The 16,145-nt window shown below is 61.3% G+C and carries 17 protein-coding genes, 1 tRNA gene and 1 pseudogene; 6 read left to right on the top strand and 13 right to left on the bottom strand.

The genetic code is table 11. The annotated features are described in order from the left end of the window. Positions 1–156: 156 nt before the first annotated feature. Positions 157–564, top strand: coding sequence for a hypothetical protein (locus Q7T45_RS09780; protein WP_304870162.1), 408 nt, complete (start codon positions 157–159; stop codon positions 562–564). Between the two features lie 57 nt (positions 565–621). Beyond that, positions 622–852 carry a hypothetical protein gene (locus Q7T45_RS09775; protein ID WP_304870160.1) on the top strand — a complete coding sequence of 77 codons (231 nt, stop codon included), beginning with the start codon at positions 622–624 and terminating at the stop codon, positions 850–852. A 26-nt stretch (positions 853–878) separates the two neighbouring features. On the opposite strand, the gene Q7T45_RS09770 is transcribed toward Q7T45_RS09775, so the two are convergent. The 9 genes and pseudogenes from Q7T45_RS09770 to Q7T45_RS09730 form a co-directional block, all read right to left on the bottom strand. Then, positions 879–1,736, bottom strand: a complete 858-nt coding sequence (locus Q7T45_RS09770; protein WP_304870158.1) for a hypothetical protein — start codon at positions 1,734–1,736, stop codon at positions 879–881. 3 nt (positions 1,737–1,739) lie between these two features. Next, positions 1,740–3,365, bottom strand: a pseudogene (locus Q7T45_RS09765) (phage tail length tape measure family protein); the annotation flags it as partial. Between the two features lie 189 nt (positions 3,366–3,554). Beyond that, positions 3,555–3,992 (bottom strand): hypothetical protein, encoded by a 438-nt coding sequence (locus Q7T45_RS09760; RefSeq protein WP_304870156.1) that lies wholly within the window; start codon positions 3,990–3,992, stop codon positions 3,555–3,557. Next, positions 3,989–4,402, bottom strand: coding sequence for a hypothetical protein (locus Q7T45_RS09755; RefSeq protein ID WP_304870154.1), 414 nt, complete (start codon positions 4,400–4,402; stop codon positions 3,989–3,991). The genes Q7T45_RS09760 and Q7T45_RS09755 overlap by 4 nt, the downstream gene beginning before the upstream one ends. 377 nt (positions 4,403–4,779) lie before the next feature. Continuing rightward, entirely contained in the window at positions 4,780–6,000 is a 1,221-nt protein-coding gene (locus Q7T45_RS09750) for a virulence-associated E family protein (RefSeq protein WP_304870152.1), read from the bottom strand. A gap of 395 nt (positions 6,001–6,395) precedes the next feature. Further along, the gene (locus Q7T45_RS09745; RefSeq protein ID WP_304870150.1) at positions 6,396–6,698 is read right to left on the bottom strand and encodes a hypothetical protein; all 303 of its coding nucleotides are present in this window, start codon (positions 6,696–6,698) and stop codon (positions 6,396–6,398) included. A 3-nt stretch (positions 6,699–6,701) separates the two neighbouring features. Beyond that, positions 6,702–6,959, bottom strand: coding sequence for a hypothetical protein (locus Q7T45_RS09740; RefSeq protein ID WP_304870148.1), 258 nt, complete (start codon positions 6,957–6,959; stop codon positions 6,702–6,704). Between the two features lie 82 nt (positions 6,960–7,041). Then, on the bottom strand, positions 7,042–7,701 hold the full coding sequence (locus tag Q7T45_RS09735; protein ID WP_304870146.1) for a hypothetical protein: 660 nt from the start codon (positions 7,699–7,701) through the stop codon (positions 7,042–7,044). Then, a complete protein-coding gene (locus tag Q7T45_RS09730) occupies positions 7,698–8,963 on the bottom strand; it encodes a site-specific integrase (protein WP_304870144.1) in 1,266 nt (421 codons plus the stop codon). Before Q7T45_RS09730 ends, Q7T45_RS09735 begins: the two co-directional genes overlap by 4 nt. Positions 8,964–9,103: 140 nt before the next feature. On the opposite strand from Q7T45_RS09730, the gene Q7T45_RS09725 reads away from it, so the two are divergent. Together Q7T45_RS09725 and Q7T45_RS09720 are read left to right on the top strand one after the other, a co-directional pair. After that, positions 9,104–9,185, top strand: a tRNA-OTHER gene (locus Q7T45_RS09725). Between the two features lie 93 nt (positions 9,186–9,278). Then, positions 9,279–10,439 carry an acyl-CoA dehydrogenase family protein gene (locus Q7T45_RS09720; RefSeq protein WP_304870142.1) on the top strand — a complete coding sequence of 387 codons (1,161 nt, stop codon included), beginning with the start codon at positions 9,279–9,281 and terminating at the stop codon, positions 10,437–10,439. Positions 10,440–10,461: 22 nt separating this feature from the next. Here Q7T45_RS09720 and Q7T45_RS09715 read toward each other — a convergent pair whose 3' ends face one another. Further along, positions 10,462–11,667 carry a DUF3419 family protein gene (locus tag Q7T45_RS09715; protein ID WP_304870141.1) on the bottom strand — a complete coding sequence of 402 codons (1,206 nt, stop codon included), beginning with the start codon at positions 11,665–11,667 and terminating at the stop codon, positions 10,462–10,464. Positions 11,668–11,826: 159 nt separating this feature from the next. Between Q7T45_RS09715 and Q7T45_RS09710 the strand changes: the two genes are divergently transcribed. Together Q7T45_RS09710 and Q7T45_RS09705 are read left to right on the top strand one after the other, a co-directional pair. Then, entirely contained in the window at positions 11,827–12,531 is a 705-nt protein-coding gene (locus Q7T45_RS09710) for a class I SAM-dependent methyltransferase (RefSeq protein ID WP_304870140.1), read from the top strand. Continuing rightward, complete coding sequence (locus Q7T45_RS09705; protein ID WP_304738188.1) at positions 12,528–12,851, top strand: multidrug efflux SMR transporter; 324 nt, start codon at positions 12,528–12,530, stop codon at positions 12,849–12,851. The genes Q7T45_RS09710 and Q7T45_RS09705 overlap by 4 nt, the downstream gene beginning before the upstream one ends. A 15-nt stretch (positions 12,852–12,866) precedes the next feature. Here the strand turns inward: Q7T45_RS09705 and Q7T45_RS09700 are convergent, their stop codons facing one another. From Q7T45_RS09700 to ppk2, 3 genes are all read right to left on the bottom strand, one after another. Continuing rightward, positions 12,867–13,829, bottom strand: a complete 963-nt coding sequence (locus Q7T45_RS09700; protein WP_304870137.1) for a YbhN family protein — start codon at positions 13,827–13,829, stop codon at positions 12,867–12,869. Between the two features lie 141 nt (positions 13,830–13,970). Then, positions 13,971–15,011 (bottom strand): transporter, encoded by a 1,041-nt coding sequence (locus Q7T45_RS09695; RefSeq protein ID WP_304870135.1) that lies wholly within the window; start codon positions 15,009–15,011, stop codon positions 13,971–13,973. A 154-nt stretch (positions 15,012–15,165) separates the two neighbouring features. Then, a complete protein-coding gene (gene ppk2 / locus Q7T45_RS09690) occupies positions 15,166–16,074 on the bottom strand; it encodes a polyphosphate kinase 2 (protein WP_304870133.1) in 909 nt (302 codons plus the stop codon). Between the last annotated feature and the right edge of the window lie 71 nt (positions 16,075–16,145).

Below are 16,145 nucleotides of genomic sequence, written 5' to 3'. Positions count from 1 at the left end.
TGGTCGGGGGATCATCAGTCATGAAGTCAAATTCACCGCGTTGGGTATGGGCGGCATTTGTGCTCGCGCTTCTCACCATTTGTTACGTCGTGATGCCGCCAACCGCCGTCCAGCACGCCGCTGCACTGTGGGGCTGGGGCTGAAGGCAAACGGAAGATGATGCATTGCAAGTTCGTTCAAATCGTCGCGATGATCTTTATGGCTTCCGGGGCGACGGCTTGGGCTCAGAGCCCCAAAGAACTGAGAACGAAGGTCGGCGTGCCGGTTGTGTTGGTCAATTTTCTAAATGCGCGGGCCGACTGCAGCACAAATCCTGGCCCAGTTGCCGTGCCCGTCGTCAGCGGCGCGCCGGCCAACGGCGTCATTCAGATGCAGATAACGGTGACTAACGTTCCTGCGTCCAGCAAATGCCCGGCGAGGAAGATCCCTAGTACCGCACTGATATACGCCCCGAACAAAGATTTTTCAGGGGCGGACACGGTCCAGATTGATGTGGAAGTAGGTAATCAAAAGAGATCGTTAAGTTATCGGATAACAGTGCAAGCTGCTGGCCTGCAACTGTGAGAAACACCCACCGTGGCAAATCCGCCGAAGATCGGGCTGGAGGCGAAAGGGAAATAGTTGGCGCAGCGACCTCCTCACATCCCGCACAACGTCGAGCGCACGGCTCTGCAAAATATGCAGGGGTCCAAATGGCTGCCGGAGGCCGCTCTGTATCCTGCTAAGACCAACACCATTGCCACCATGCTGGCAAAGGGTTGGATCGAAAAGCAAGCCGGCCCGTATCCGAAGTATCGTATCACGGCCGCGGGTGAAGCGGCATTGAAAGCAAACATCCCATCTGCCCGTTAGGCCGGAGGAGTCGGTCGTCCGCGCCATTACACCGCTCGCAGCGTCCCCTTCCGCGCCTTCTTTTCCATCCGCTCACGCTGTAGGCGCGACAGACCCTCAGGGATCGCAGCGCCGGCCACCACTCGCGATGCGCGCCAGGCCTTCCAGTCGATCGGACGCGGCGTAACCACCTCGCCTACCTTGTCCTCGGTCCATCGGTGCAGCACACGTTGCGTGATGCCGGTCCTGTCGATCGAGGTGAGCAAGGCGAGACCACCAACCCAATAGTGCGCATCAAGCTCGGGGCGCAGCGGCGTTTTCTTTCGGCGCTGCACTTCCATCAAGTGCAATAAGCCGACATCCGGCGACATCACTTCGCCGATTTCCTCCGGTCGACAGTTGAAGCTCATACCGGCGGCCTTGAGTTCTGAGACGTCCGGCGGCGGGTTCGTGACGATCCCATCGAGCTTTTGAAGCCTAAAGGCTTCCGCCGAATACTCGGAACCGGTCGTCGCCTCGTTCCAGAATTCTTGCGCCTTCGGATCGTGGATGCGCATCATGTAGGCTTCGGCTTGATTGCTGGCCTTCGACCATCCAGCCACGTATAGCTCGCAATCGCTGAATTCACATTGTTCGAATAGATCGCGGTGGCGATCAAAGATACTGGGAAATTCATCTTCAGCACCATCAACCAGTTCGTCGAACGAAGAGAACACTTCTCCCGCCTTGATGCTGAAAATCATCGCCGCGCCGCCGGCGCCGATCGTTGCAATGCAAGCGTGCAGCGTCGGCATGGTAAAGCATTTTTGCGAAATCCGGACCACGACGCCGTCAGAATGGTACGACAGCCCGTCCATCAGAATGTGCACAGACTGTTTTTTCACCAGCACATTGCAAGCCGACATCTCTCAGGCCGCCTTTCGCATCGGCTCGACAACCTCTTTCGGAGGATCGTCCTGAGCTTTCTTTTCATTAGCCAATGCACCAGCGAGACCGCGGCACGCCGTAGGCATTGCGACCATCGCCGAGTTTCCCTTCATTATTCCCGACACGAAATCGTTTGCAAAGGTTCCGGCAAGTTGTTCCGCCGTAGCTTTGATCGATTTGATTTGATCGTTGAACTTGATTGCGGCAGCTTCCGGGCTTTTCAAGGCCGTAGCGATATCGGGGAAGAGACCCTTCAGTTGCGAAGCGATCTGGACGTCTTCTTGCGACAGGAACGCTGTGTCCCTGTCGAACTTTATACTGTTCCGGATGGCGGCTAGGGCGGCCAACTGCGTCCGCTCACCCAATTTCGCGTTGATCTTCTTCAGCCGCTCATATTCGCCTTCATCAAACGCGGCCCGGTTCTGGCTGGCCTGTTGCTCGAGAGCCTGGCGCACCTGTAGGTTGGCGCGCATCTCGGCTTGCTGGCCGATTGACTTCCCGGTCATGTCGATTTCGAGTTGCGCCGAAGCTACGCTCTGGGTCGCCGACAATTCCCGGGCGCGCGCTGCCTCGGACTGTGCAACGGCGGCGCTCGCCAGCGCATACCGACGGGCCGCGGCCGACTGCTCTTCCTGCTCTGCGCTCGTCATTTCTTGACGGTTCACCTGGTCCTGCAGGCGCATCTTGGTTTCGAGAAAGGCAATCTCCCCCTTTGCCGCCGGACTGAACGCCGTGAGACCCTTCAGCGCGATTTCGTTCTGCTCGCGCATACGCGACATGTTGACCTTGTTGATCGTTCCCGCGAGGTTGAGCAGGGCGCGGTCGGCTTCCGTCGCCGTGCCCTGTATCAGCCGCAACATCGACTCCGCATGTGCGAGGTTCTGGGCCATCCCGGTCGCATTCTTCGAGATCGCGAGCAGCCGCTCGGCCGCTTCGCGTAACGCCGGTTCCTCGGTGCCGATATCCGCAACACGCTTGTTGAACGCCTCGAATTCGGGAGAGCCGTTGCGGATTGAATGCTGCAGATCGGAAATCGCGGCAGCGAACTCCTTGAATCGCCCTTGTGCCGCGACCGCAGCCGGATCCGGACCGATACCCATTTCCGGCATACCCAGGGAGGTCGGCGTCGTGCTCGCCTTGGTCATTTCCGCGGTCAGATCACGCAGGTTGTTGCGCATTCGCTCGATGTTGGCCGTCGACTCCAACACCGTCTGCTCCCGGCTTTGCGCATAGAATTTGGCGCCGGCCTCGGTTGCATTACTGTAGGCCGACTTCACGACGCCGAGCAGCCGCGCATGTTCCTCGAGGTTTTTCTCCGCGGTCGGCTGCTCGGTTTTCAACAGCGCGTAGAGCCCGTACGCCGCGGCCGACGCCGCAGCGAACCCGAGCACGATCATGCGGCCCGGAGTGAGAATAGACAGCAGTGCATCTCTTGCCTGCTGGGCAAAACCCTTCACGCCAGACTGTGAAGATATAAACACATCGGCAATCTGCGAGCCTTGCTGGAACAGCACCGTGAACGACGACTGCCCTGACGCCAGCGACACCGCGACGTCCTGCGCCTGGCGCGACAAATTGATTAACTCGTGGCGCGCGAGCCCGGTTGAGCTTGTGAAATTGTCGTTCGCGGTTTTGGCTGTTCCGAGTCGCGCGACCTGGTTACGGCAGTGGTTATGACGTCGACGCCGAGCTAGACCGCTGCGACGACGAAGTCAGCGACCCCAGCGAAGAGAAACTGCAGCCTCTGACTCTAAACGTGGGAGGCGCTCATGTCTTATCGCAAACTGCACCTTTATTCATGCCTTGCTTTCCTCGTCTTTCGTCCCGACTTTTCCACTCGTCGCCCCATCGCGCAAATTCTTGTTATCACGCGTGATAGATTTGCCGGTCGTCACCGCCAGCAACATGAGCTCATGCGCCGCGACGGCGCCGGCGAACGTGGGCGGACCCTCTCGTGGGCGCGGGTACCACCCAGTTCGCAACATCCAGTCGATGAAACCCGCCTTCGGCACCGTCGCCACCACCCGGCCCAAGCTGTTCTTATTCCGATAGTTGCGCGCGGCGGAACGCGCGTTCTGACCGGCCCGCCGCTTTTCGATGCTGTCGCTGGCGGCCATCTTGAAAACGCCGTGACCGCAGGCCGCGCGCACCCCCACCTCATACGCGCGCACCCTCGCGACCGCGGCCTCGAGCCGGGCGCGGCCGACATCGTCAAGTTTGCCCAGGACGATCACTTGCACCTCATGGCAAGTTCGTTCGCGAACTCTGCGAACAGTTGCGGCTCTGGAACCTTGAGCACCATCGCGATCGACGAGGTTGGCGCATTGAGAGCGAGCATCGCCGCGACAAACCGCCTGTCGCTCTCCTGGGCACGGTCGACGCTGCCGCCGGCAGTCGCGGCGAGCGCTGTCGCCAGCGCATCCAGCCGCTCAGCAAAAAAGTGGGCCTGAGATGGTTCGCGCAAACCAGACTCCGGCGCGATGCGAACCCAACTCTCCTTGCGCGCTCGCTTCCGAATCGCCGCGTCGCTGACATCAAAGTCCCGCGCTAAGCTTCTGATTGACATCGAGCTTTGCCGATAGCTGGCCCGGATGCCGTTCCAATCGATGGAATTTCTTTCTCTGGTTCGCATCTTGGTTTGCACCTTCAAATTCGTATTGAGGGAAAGATTCTCTGCGTGACCCCCACTGCGGTAGGGACCGCCCCGATCGGCAGGGATTTGATACCCCCCTGCCGGTCACCCTGACTTCGAGGCGCGCCGATAGATACCGATCTTCGCGACGGTTGCGGTGGTCGATTTGCGACACTTCACGAAACTGTCGCGCTTGGCCTTTGTCACCGGTCACCACGTCACCGGTGACAAATCGAGATTCCAAACCTCTATATGCGCGTATTAGTATCTCAAGGTTTTTGAGTGGTGATACTGGTGACTGTGATGACAACCCTTGCGACACAGGGATTTCGGATGTCACCACCATCCGCGATGTCACCGGCTTTGCACTGGTGCAGATGCGTCGTTGTTTAAGCGCCAACATGATTTCGCCTGTATCTCCACACCCGTTTGTCACCAGCCCTTACTTGAACGCGCTGCCAACCGCGGGCTTTTAGGCAGCGCGCGACTCGGTTTTGCTCCATCTGGCCCCAGCGTGATCGATCGATGCAGATGGCGTCCGCCAATAGCTCGGCCACCGATACGTCTGCCCGGGTCGCAAGGTAGGCGCCTATGATCCCGTCCCAGGGGTCGTCTATGAGGCGGTCGGCCTGCTCCTGCAGCGCCTGCTTCACCACCTCCTGATTTACGAACCACCAAGGCGCGCCGCCGCAGTACAGCCGATAGGCCTCTGCCCAAAGCTGGTCACGGTCGCGGGCTAGACCAGCCTCATCAATGCGCGTTGCTCGCACGGGCCAAAATCGCCGATTACCGGTCTCGTCCTTCAGGTAGGTGTCGTTGTTGGTGGTGCCGATGAAGACGCAGCTGCGCGACAACTCGATAACCCGCGTGCCGTAGGGCGGCCGGAAACGGTCGACGGTTCGCGAAACCCACGCCTTAATCCGTCCGGCCTCTGCTCGCGAATAGGCGTCCAGCTCGGCTAGCTCGAAGCCCCACACGCCAGGCAGCTGCATAGCCGCATCTTTCGATCCCAAGTCGCCAAGTTCATCGGAAAAGTGCGGTCCGAAAAGAATCTTCAGTGCCTTAGATTTTCCGATCCCCTGCGGGCCCTCGATGATCGGCACATGATCGTGTTTGCAGCCCGGGTTGAGAACGCGCGCCACGGCGCCGATCATGAAGCTGCTGCCGACGTTGGCGACGTACCGATCGTCCACCGTCCCGAAGTAGGTCGCAAACAAGGTTCGCAGGCGATGCGTTCCATCCCACTCACTGCTTTCGAGATATTCCCTGACGGGGTGATATGGTCTCTCCCGCGCCACCACCTCAACCGCCTGCGCCGTGGTGGAAACCTTGGTCGGTATGCCGCCGCGCTGGACGTGCTCTGTCGCCAGAACATCATCATGCGACGTCCAGGGCCGCGCCAAAAAAGCCCGCGGTTCGAATTCCCACGGCGGCGCTGACTGCAGCATGACCTTTTGCGAAAACTCATCAAACGCTAGAACGGCCTGCAATTCCGGCGACGATCGAAACATGGTGCAAACGTTTGCTAGGCTGCCATGGGGGGCGCCGCTGGGGTATCGCTGCAGGGACTTGGTCCACTCTGGCGCTGGCATGGTGACGACATTGCTCATGCTCGCCCCTCGCCGAAATGCAGCCGCGCAATCGTCGCGGCGGTGTCAGGCGTGACAAAAAGCAACCGCTGCAGCCGCCTCACTTGAAGCGCGGCGGGTTCTGCTGTAAGAGTGTCTGGCGTTGTCAGCGCATCTTTCGAAATGTGAATTGCCGCCCGGTTCGCCGCCGGGCGGTTTCGCGCTTTAGGATCCGGGATTTGCAATCTGCACCTCCCGAGACGCGACCGATGCTGACAGCCTTGCCGCGATCTCCTCGGAAACGCTCCTGCGGTTCCTCATGGCACCCGCGCGCACGGCCTCGAACACGACCCGATCCATCGTCACAGTGTGGCGCACCCTGCCCTCCCGGCACTCGCCTTTCGTGCCATTGGCCTGTGCTGCTTGATAGCCGGTACTCATTTCGCACCGCCGGCTATTTCTGCGTCAGATGTTTCCCGTGGCAAACCTGCGTCAGATTTCTGGACGTCCGCAGAACACCCGACGAATTCAGCCAGGACGCGCGCAGCAGCCGCGGCGTGATCCTCCAGCATGATCGGCAACGATAGAAACGCCACGTCGCCGCCGCCGCTGATGTGCCCGACGCGGAACACCGGCGCGCCGTCGCATCGATCCCGACTTGTGTGCACCGACACGACGCCACCGAGCTCGCGGATATCGGCGGCATAGATCGGGTTACGGTATGGGCGGGCGCCGGCCATTGATCAGGACGCCCTCGCCTTTACGACAGGCAGAGTTTTGACCCATCGCATCAGTTCGTCGTGCTCGATGATTGTTGCTTTGCCGTCTTTGCGGGCCACCAACTCGCCGCTTTCGATCGCACCGAAAATTCGCGTCCTGGTGCGACCAGACGCGACCGCGGCAACTGCCGGCGGATATGCGATCGGCACCGGCCGGTAATTTTCCTCGGTGAAAATTCGAGGGGTCTGCTCTGCAGTCTTGGTATCGGTCGCGCCTATCATTGATGCTCCCTGTTTCTCAGGAGTCCCGCAACGTTCTGCGGGAACGCATCAGCGCTAGCTCAAAAGTCCGGCGGGAAGTATTTCAATAAATTTTGCGAAACTTGATCTCCGGCGGCAATCGGACTGTTTCGCTCGGGTCAAGCACGGTCGACGGTGCATTCCTATGCGGCTTTCCGGCCTCTCCGCGAACTCGCCAGGATTCGGCCCGCACTAGGAAATTTCCGAATTCCGAAACGGCGCAAGGTAGGTCGCTTCTGCCTGTGGCTTCGCAATAGTCAAGGTGAGCAGCCCAATAGTGCGCGACGGGTCGATAGTCTTTCCAGATTTGAGAAATGGCCGTGGTGTCGGTTGCCTTCTTGCCTGTGTAGCGGCGAGCTAAGAACTTGTTCACCTCGCCAAGATTGGGCTTCGTTCCGTCTGGATTACGGCCGGTCAACGCGAGCCTTAGAAACTGCCCCGCAAAGAAACCCTTTTTGATGGGATCAAGCAATGCCTGCGTAAGGTCCTGCATCGGCAATGCGTCTGGGCCGCGCTCAGCCAACTCCAGAATTGCCTCTTGCGCCAATCGGCGCGCGCGCATCAGTTCGCGCGCCTCATGCACGACCCACGAAAGAGCTGTTCGCTCTCTTGCATCAGGATCGTGCGGCCAAAGCATCGCGGCGCCCGTGACCGCGAGATGCACCTTTGAAGGTGAGGTTATACAGGTCTCGTCAAGCGGTAGAATGGTAGGCGAAGTATTCATGACGCCTGCCCCACCCTGAGAATGCCGGTGAGCGTCGACGCCCACAAACCCATCGCAGCGCGCTTCTCTTTGGCACGTTCATACAAATCGTAGTGTTTCGAGCCGACATCGGTCGGTGTGTGATTTAGGCAGGCGTCCCGGTCTTCCTTCGGCACTCCCAGTTCTGCGAGCCGTGTCGCGAAAGTCCGCCGCAGGTCGTGCGGCGTGGGCGGCTCAGCCTTCCATGTCTTACTGCCTGGTCCGGTCAACTTCTCGCTTTCGCTTAGACGCCGCATTGCTACCGCGAGAGCGTGACCGTCGATCGAGGAGTCCTCTCTGGTCGGCGATGGGAATAGAAACGCGTCGTCATCATCGATTAGTTCCAGTCCAGCCTGCACCACCGCAACAGCGGCAGCCGATAACGGAATGAGATGCGTTCGTTTATTCTTGGTCCGCGATCCGGGGATGATCCACGTTTCTTCGCCAGCTTTGTCCATCGCCTGTAATTCGTTCAGGTTGATCTCGGCCGCTTCGCTCGGTCTGGCGCCCGTGAGCAGCTGCAGGCGCATGGCGAGCCCGACGCCGCGGCTAAGCGGCGGCAACAGGGAGCGCCGCCAGAACAGCCGGATTTCCGAGTCCGAAAGGATGCGAGTGCCGGCGGTTTCCTCGCCCCTCTTTCGCAGCCGCGCGCAAGGATTCGCCGACAGAAGATCCGCGTCGAGCGCGAAGCTGAAAATCGACGAAATGAGCGACTGCACCCGGTTCGCAAGAACCGGCTTACCGGTGGCCACGAGGCCCTCGACCAATTCGATCAAGTCGGCGCGACGGATGTCGTCAATCTGGCGGGACTTCCATTTCGGCAGAATATGGAGGTTGAGGTTGCGGTCGTCGCCATCCGCCGATCGTTTCTTTCGGCGGGAGTGTTCGACCATGAAGCGCTCAGCAATGGCGCTGAAAGCCCGCTGGGAGGCGCCAGCGCGCCCCTTGCGCTTCTCTATGACCGGATTGGCACCGCCAGCCACGGTCGCGCGCATGGCATCCGCGCGCGTTCTGGCTTCGCCTAGGCCGATATCGGGATAGGTCCCGATCGTCGCCCTGGTCGACGCCCTGGTGAGCGGATCACGAAACCGGAAACAGAATGTCCGCGAGCCCTTCGAAGTGACACGGAACGAAAGACCGGCGCACCTCAAATCGGCAAATTCGAGCCGGCCGCTTGCGGGCGCTGTCTGAGCCCGGCAAAATGCGTCCGTTAGTGCTTTCCGAGTCTCTACGCGCTGATCCATTCTGCGTCCCCGATCAATTCGCTGCTGCTGATTTTGCTTCCGGGGACACGCCGGGGACACAAAATAGCTGGATGCAACGGAACGAAGCGGGACCGAATGGAACGCCAGAAGGGTCAAAAGTCAATAAAATAAGGGTTTTTGAGTGCGGTTGCGTCCGGTTGAGTGTGGATAACATGACTTTTAATCATGGGGTCGAGGGTTCGAGTCCCTCCGCGCTCACCATGAAATCCCTATCCCTTCAACACTCTATGGCTGCGTTGGCGTTCTCTAGCCCGGCGAATATTTGCGCCGGCATCGACCGGAGTATCCGCTTCCATGAACAATCGAGCCGACACCATTGCCGCTGATATCGAGGCCTTCATCCGCGCCGAGGTGATCCCCTACGAGAAGGATCCGCGGACGGGACCGCACGGCCCGAGCGACGAGCTGGTGCAGGAACTGCGCGCGAAGGCACGCAAGGCCGGCGTCCTGACGCCGCACATTCTGCCGGATGGATCGCATCTCACGCAGCGCGAGACCGCGAAGGCCCTGATCAAATCCGGCCTCTCACCATTGGGACCGCTTGCCTGCAACACGATGGCGCCCGATGAGGGCAATATGTACCTGCTCGGCAAGGTCGGAAACGCCGAGCAGAAGGTGCGCTTCCTGGAGCCGCTGGTGTCGGGCCGAGCGCGTTCGGCATTCTTCATGACCGAGCCGGCGGACGCGGGCGGTGCAGGATCCGATCCGTCGATGATGCAGACCACGTGCAGGCTGGACGGCAATCATTGGGTCATCAACGGGCGGAAGAAGTTCATCACCGGGGCCGATGGCGCCCGGGTCGGCATCGTCATGGCGAAGTCGGACGTCGGCGCGTGCATGTTCCTCGTCGATCTGCCGGATCCCGCGATCCGGACGCTGCGCGTGATCGATACGATCGACAGTTCGATGCCCGGCGGACATGCCGAGATCGAGATCGAGAACCTTCGCGTGCCCGCCGACCAGATGCTCGGCGCGTCTGGCGACGGTTTCAAATATGCGCAAATCCGGCTCAGCCCGGCCCGTCTGTCGCACTGCATGCGCTGGCTGGGCCTGGCGATCCGCGCCAACGAGATCGCCACCGATTATGCCTGCCGCCGTCACGCATTCGGAAAGCCGCTGGTCGATCACGAAGGCGTCGGCTTCATGCTGGCGGAGAACCTGATCGATCTGAAACAGTCGGAACTGATGATCGACTGGTGCGCAGGCGTGCTCGACACCGGCTCGCTGGGGACGGCCGAGAGTTCGATGGCCAAGGTTTCGGTATCGGAAGCGCTGATGCGGGTTGCCGATCGATGCGTGCAGGTGACGGGAGGCACCGGCGTCTCGGCTGAGACGATCGTCGAGCAGGCTTTCCGCGAGATCCGCGCCTTTCGCATTTATGATGGTCCGACCGAAGTCCACAAATGGTCTCTCGCCAAGAAGATCAAGCGCGACTGGAAGGCCGAGCAGCATTGAGCTGCCGTTGCGCACGGTGCGCTCAGCGCCGCTCGTAGCAGTGAAACCCGCCATAGATCCCCGAGCGGTCCTGTGCGAAGCCGATCGCGCTTCGCGCCTCGTCACGACGCCAGATCTGGCGCAGCGGCGCCAGTTCGTCGTTCTCCAGCGGAGATTCCTTGCCGGCGGTGCGGAAGATCACGCGGACGTCGTTGCTGCCGGTGCGGTCGATCGCATTCCACAGCGCGCGGATTTCTTCGGAGGCCATCCAGTCCTGCGAGTCCAGCAGCACCACGGCGTCGACCTCGCGCGCCGGCAGGCCTTCGAGAAACTGCCTGAGATTGGCGTGCACCGGAATGATCAATCCCGCCCCGTCGCGCATGCGTTCGAACTGGCTGCGCTGCAGATAGGGCGGCAGGCAGGCATCGCCCGGCCCGCGGTAGCTGCGCTGCAGCGCCTGCCAGGCGAAATAGTTGGTCTCGTTGGAATGACCGCTGACCAGCCGCAGCAACCGCTCGTGCAGTACTTCGTTGAGCGGCGCGTCGGCGCCGAGCAGTGCCCGCTGTTGCGGCGGAATGCCGAGGCTGAACAGCAGCGCGGGCGTTGCGGTGATCAGGCGCGCCAGCGGCGAATGAAACAGCCGATGCAGGCGATCCAGCGCCCGCATGCGATCGGGGCAATCTGCCTTGCCGTTCAGCAGCGCCGAAAGATCGATCCGCGCCAGCTTCGCCAGTACATGGGCAAGGCCGATGAAGCGGCCGAGCATGCCATGGCGATAGAACCCGTCGGTGAAATAGGCATGCCGCGGGCGGCCGATGATGTTGAGCCTGTCCCAATAGGCGCGCGTCTCCGCGTCCAGCACCGGCCGCAGCCGATCGCGATACAGCGCGGAGTTGGCGACCGAGGCGGCCTCGCCGAAGAACTGCCAGAATTCGGCATAGCCGGAGAAAACACGAAGCCCCGCGAGCTTGAGCTGCAGCAGCGACAGATGCGCCTCGTTGAGGTCGACCGCGTACACTTGCGCCGGCCGCGCCGTGAGATAGGACAGCGCGTTGCAGCCGCCGGAGGAGATGGTGACGATGGTCGAGCCGACCGGCAGGCGAAGTGCCGCGAGATCGGCTTCCGGGTCTTCCCAGATCTGGGTGTAGACCAGCCGGCGGAACCAGAACGCGAACAGCCGGTCCCAAACGGTTTCCTCGGCCTTGCCTCTGGAGTTGCGGACCGCGTCGGCGATGAGTTGCGTATTCATCCATCCCTCGAATCAACAATCCGACGAGGGTATCGGGAGCACGCTGCAGTTTTGCGACAGCGGCGGAAGCGGAACCGCGGACACTGTCCCGCGCTGTCACATCCCTGTCGCGCGAACATCGCAAGGATCCAGCGATCACAGGCGATACGAGGTGCTTGGATGTCGATGTACACAGAGGAAATCAGTGCCGAACCATCGTGGCCGGTCGAGGCCACGCGTCGCATGAACCGGATGTACCGCCGGCAGCGCCACATCTACGACGGCACAAGGCGATACTATTTGCTTGGCCGGGACCAGCTGATCGCGGGATTACAGCCTGCCGCCGGCGCGAACGTGCTGGAAATCGGCTGCGGAACCGGCAGAAACCTGGTGCATGCCGCCCGGCTCTATCCGAACGCGCGATTCTTCGGCATCGATATTTCCACGGAAATGCTGACATCGGCGATTTCAGCCATTTCGCGCCGCGACCTCGCCAAGCGCATTCGCGTCGCGCATGGCGACGGAACGGCCTTCAACCCCCAGGTCTCGTTCGGCATCGCGCGGTTCGATCATGTGATGATTTCCTACAGCCTGTCGATGATTCCGGACTGGCGCCTCGTGCTGCAGGCGGCGACCGGCCGCCTCAAGCCCGGCGGAAGCCTGCACATCGTCGATTTCGGTGATCAGGAGCGCTTGCCACAAATAGCGCGGACGCTGCTTCGGCAGTGGCTGGCGCTGTTCGGCGTCACGCCGCGTGACGATCTCGAGCGCGAGCTGTCGGCGATGGTCAAAAGCTCCGGCGCCGATCTGAAATTCGAACGGCCGTTCCGCGGCTATGCGCAATATGCCGTGTTGACCCTTCCGCCGGAACGCAAGACCGCGTGAGCGGCTGGCTGGCATTGCTGGGGGCCGGACTGCTCGAGATCGCCTGGGCCTTCGGCCTGAAATATTCCGACGGCCTCACCCGGTTCTGGCCGACCGTTGCGACCCTGGTGGCGATCGCGCTGAGCTTCGGACTGATGGCCATCGCGCTGAAGTCCCTGCCCTTCGGCACCGCCTATGCGGTATGGACCGGTATCGGCGCCACCGGCAGCATCATTGTGGGAATGCTGATCTACAGCGAGCCGGCCGACCCGGTCCGGGTGCTGTGCCTGACGCTGATCGTGGCGGGAATGGTGGGGCTGAAGCTCAACTCGCCGGTGTGAATGGCGCAAGCGGCTTCACGGCCTGCTCCTGCCGCGAAAACTCCTCCAGCCTTCCAGGCCGCCGAACAGGCCGAGCGCGAGCACGAACGGCAAGAAGTGGTACAGAAACCGGAACATCAGCAGCGCCGCGATCACCGGTTCCTTCTCGTCACCGGCCAGCCCGATCAAAACAGCCGCGTCGAACACGCCAATTCCCGCCGGCGAGTGACTGGCAAACCCCAGTAGCGTCGCGGCGATGAACACCGCGATCACGCGAAACACCCCGATATCCAGCCCGGCCGGCAACAGCACATACATCGCCAGCGCCGCGGCGCCGAGATCGAAAATTCCGATCGCGATCTGCAGCAGAACCACGGGCCCTGAGGGAAGCCGCACCGGCCACCGCCGCGTTCCAAAGCTTCTGGGCGCGCGCCAGGTCCAGAGCAGGAAGGCGAGCACAGCTGATAGCAGCGCCGCCGCCAGCCAGCGATTGGCAGATGGCGGCAGATAGTTGATCAGGCTGATGGCATCGGGCGCGCAGAACAGGCTGAGCGCCAGCGCCGTCAGGTTGCCCAGCCAGAACGTCAGCCCGGTCAGGAAGCTGATATTCGCCACGTCGAAAACGCCGAGGCCGTGGCGCGAATAGACCCGGTAGCGGATCACCGGCGCGATCAGCGCGACTGCTCCGACACCATGGGCGATGGGATAGCTGGTGAAACTCGCGAGCGCCGCAATCCGGTAGGGAATGTCGGCCCGCCCGATCGTGCGCAGCGCCAGCAGGTCGTAGAGAGTCAGACTGGCGTAGGAAATGGCCACCAGCATCAGGGCCATGACAATGACGCCGGGACTGGTGCGTCCCACGACCGCGAACACCTCGTCGTAGTCGACGTTTTTGAGCGCATGCGTCAGCGCGAAGATGGCTGCCGCCGCGATGGCGAGGCTGACGACCACACCCAGCCCCTTCAGTCGGGCGTGGCTGCGGGGTGTGTTTTGCAGCACGAGGGCTTTCAGGGGGTGCGTCCGTCCGGACGGCAATAGCAACTATCGCGCCGGCTGATTCGGGTGATCGACATCTTCCATTGGCACGCTGACGTGACAGCCGCGTTACGCGCCGTTTCGAGGCATCATCGAAATCGGACGCTACCTGATGACACCACAGCGTTTCATGATGAAATAGGCGACAAGGGACGCCAGAGCCATCAGCATGGCCGCCCACGGGAAGGCTGCTTCGAGATCGGCAAGCGGCAGGCCCTTGAGGTTCATGCCGAAGATGCCGGTGACGAGCGTCGGCGGCATCAGCAGCGCCGTCAGAATCGAGAGCGCCCTGATGTTGTTGTTCCCCTGTTCCTCGATCTTCAGATGGAGTTCTTCCTGCAACAACCGGCTTCGCTCGCGCATCTCGACGATGGTGTGATCGAGGCCATCGAGGCGCTGGCCGAGCTTGCCGGCGCGGAGCCGCAAGGCGGGCTTGAGATCGCCGGGGTTCTTCTGTTCGAGCCGGTGGAACACGATCCGCAATCCTGAAACCTGCCGATGCAGCCGGACGCAGGTACGCCGCAGGCGACCGAGGTTCTGGCGCAAGTCCGTCGTGCCGCCCGACAGCACCTGCTCCTCGAGTTCGTCGAGATCGTGCGCCACGCGATCGGCGACCCGGTCTATCGTACTGGCGACATTCTCGACGATGGCCTCGAACAGCGCGGCAACGCTTTCGATACGTTGGCCGTCTTCGAGCGCGCGGCGAGTGGCATCGACCGCGCAAAGCGCATGATGCCGGCCGCTCACCATGATCTGCTCGGTCATGATCAACCGAAGGTATCCGGTGTCTTCCGTCGCCTCGCCGATGTCGCGCCGCAGATCCGAGATCACGCCGTAGACACAGTCATCGACGGTGTTGAGCTGCTGATAGGTATCCTTCGACAGCAACAGCGTCCGTGCCTGGGACGGCACCTGAAGGTTGGCAGGGGTCAACCACTGCAGCACCCGCGCATCCGCCAGATTGAAGTGCAGCCAGAGCAGGCCGTCATGAGCGAACGCAATCGGCTGATCGACCGGGAGGAGTTCCGGACTGCCGTCCGGATGGATGCGGAATGCCCAGACCAGACCCGGAATCGGCGCGGTTGCGCCCGATGACCGACCCCTGTCGTCGGCGGCAATTTCTGCGACTGGCGTTTCAGCTTGCATTGGACACCGCAAAACCTGGCCGAACGCAGGACGTCACGACGCAAACCTGCAAGGCGCAACGAAACCGGGGGACGACCATTCAAGCCCGGTTGTTTTCCCCGGGGCGGCCCCATGGAATGACATTCGTGTTACAGTCATGTGTCGCCGACGGCGTTCAATAGCGCGCCGGCACGTACATTTCGGCCGGAATCGGACCTCGACTATAATTCGGGCTATGAATTCGCGGCGGCAGAACCACCGGAGCGTGCCCGACTTCGTTGTAGGGAATCTGTTCGAGCAAATGCGCGATGCAGTTCAGCCGCGCCCTCTTCTTGTCGACGGCCTGGACCACATACCAGGGGGCTTCCGTGATGTGGGTCCGCTCCAGCATCGCTTCCTTGGCCTTGGTGTATTGTTCCCAACGGCTGCGCGATTCCACATCCATCGGGCTGAGCTTCCATTGCTTGAGAGGATCGTGAATCCGCATGGTGAAGCGCAGATGCTGTTCCTCGTCGGTGATGGAGAACCAGTACTTGATCAACACGATGCCGGAGCGCACCAGCATGCGCTCGAATTCCGGCACCGACCGGAAGAACTCCTCGACATCGGCCTCGGTACAGAACCCCATCACGCGTTCGACGCCGGCGCGATTATACCAGCTGCGATCGAACAGCACGATTTCGCCGCCGGCCGGCAAATGCGACACATAGCGTTGGAAATACCATTGCGTGCGTTCGCGCTCGCTCGGCGCCGGAAGTGCCGCGACGCGGCAAATCCGCGGATTGAGCCTCTGGGTGATACGCTTGATCACCCCGCCCTTGCCGGCGGAATCGCGGCCCTCGAAAATCACCACCACCTTGAGTTTCTGGTGCTGCACCCAGCTCTGCAGTTTGACCAGTTCACCCTGCAGGCGGAACAGCTCCTTGAAATAAATTCGCCGATCGAGGGTCTCATTCGCGGTATGGCCGGAGAACTCGTTGGTCAACGCGTCGAGGCGATCATCGTCGATCTCGAGTTCCAGTTCTTCATCGAAGCTGTCCAGCATGCCGGCGTGAATGCGGTCGTGGATGGGCTTTTCGGTCATGGACGACTCCGACGATAGGCAAACCGTGCTGGTGGGACGCTAGTCTCTGAACGACGGAGTTGACGGTTGGA

Source organism: Bradyrhizobium sp. (assembly GCF_030646015.1).
Taxonomy (GTDB): domain Bacteria; phylum Pseudomonadota; class Alphaproteobacteria; order Rhizobiales; family Xanthobacteraceae; genus Bradyrhizobium.
Note: the sequence above shows the minus strand (reverse complement) of the source record. Positions and strands in the feature narration are given on the sequence as shown.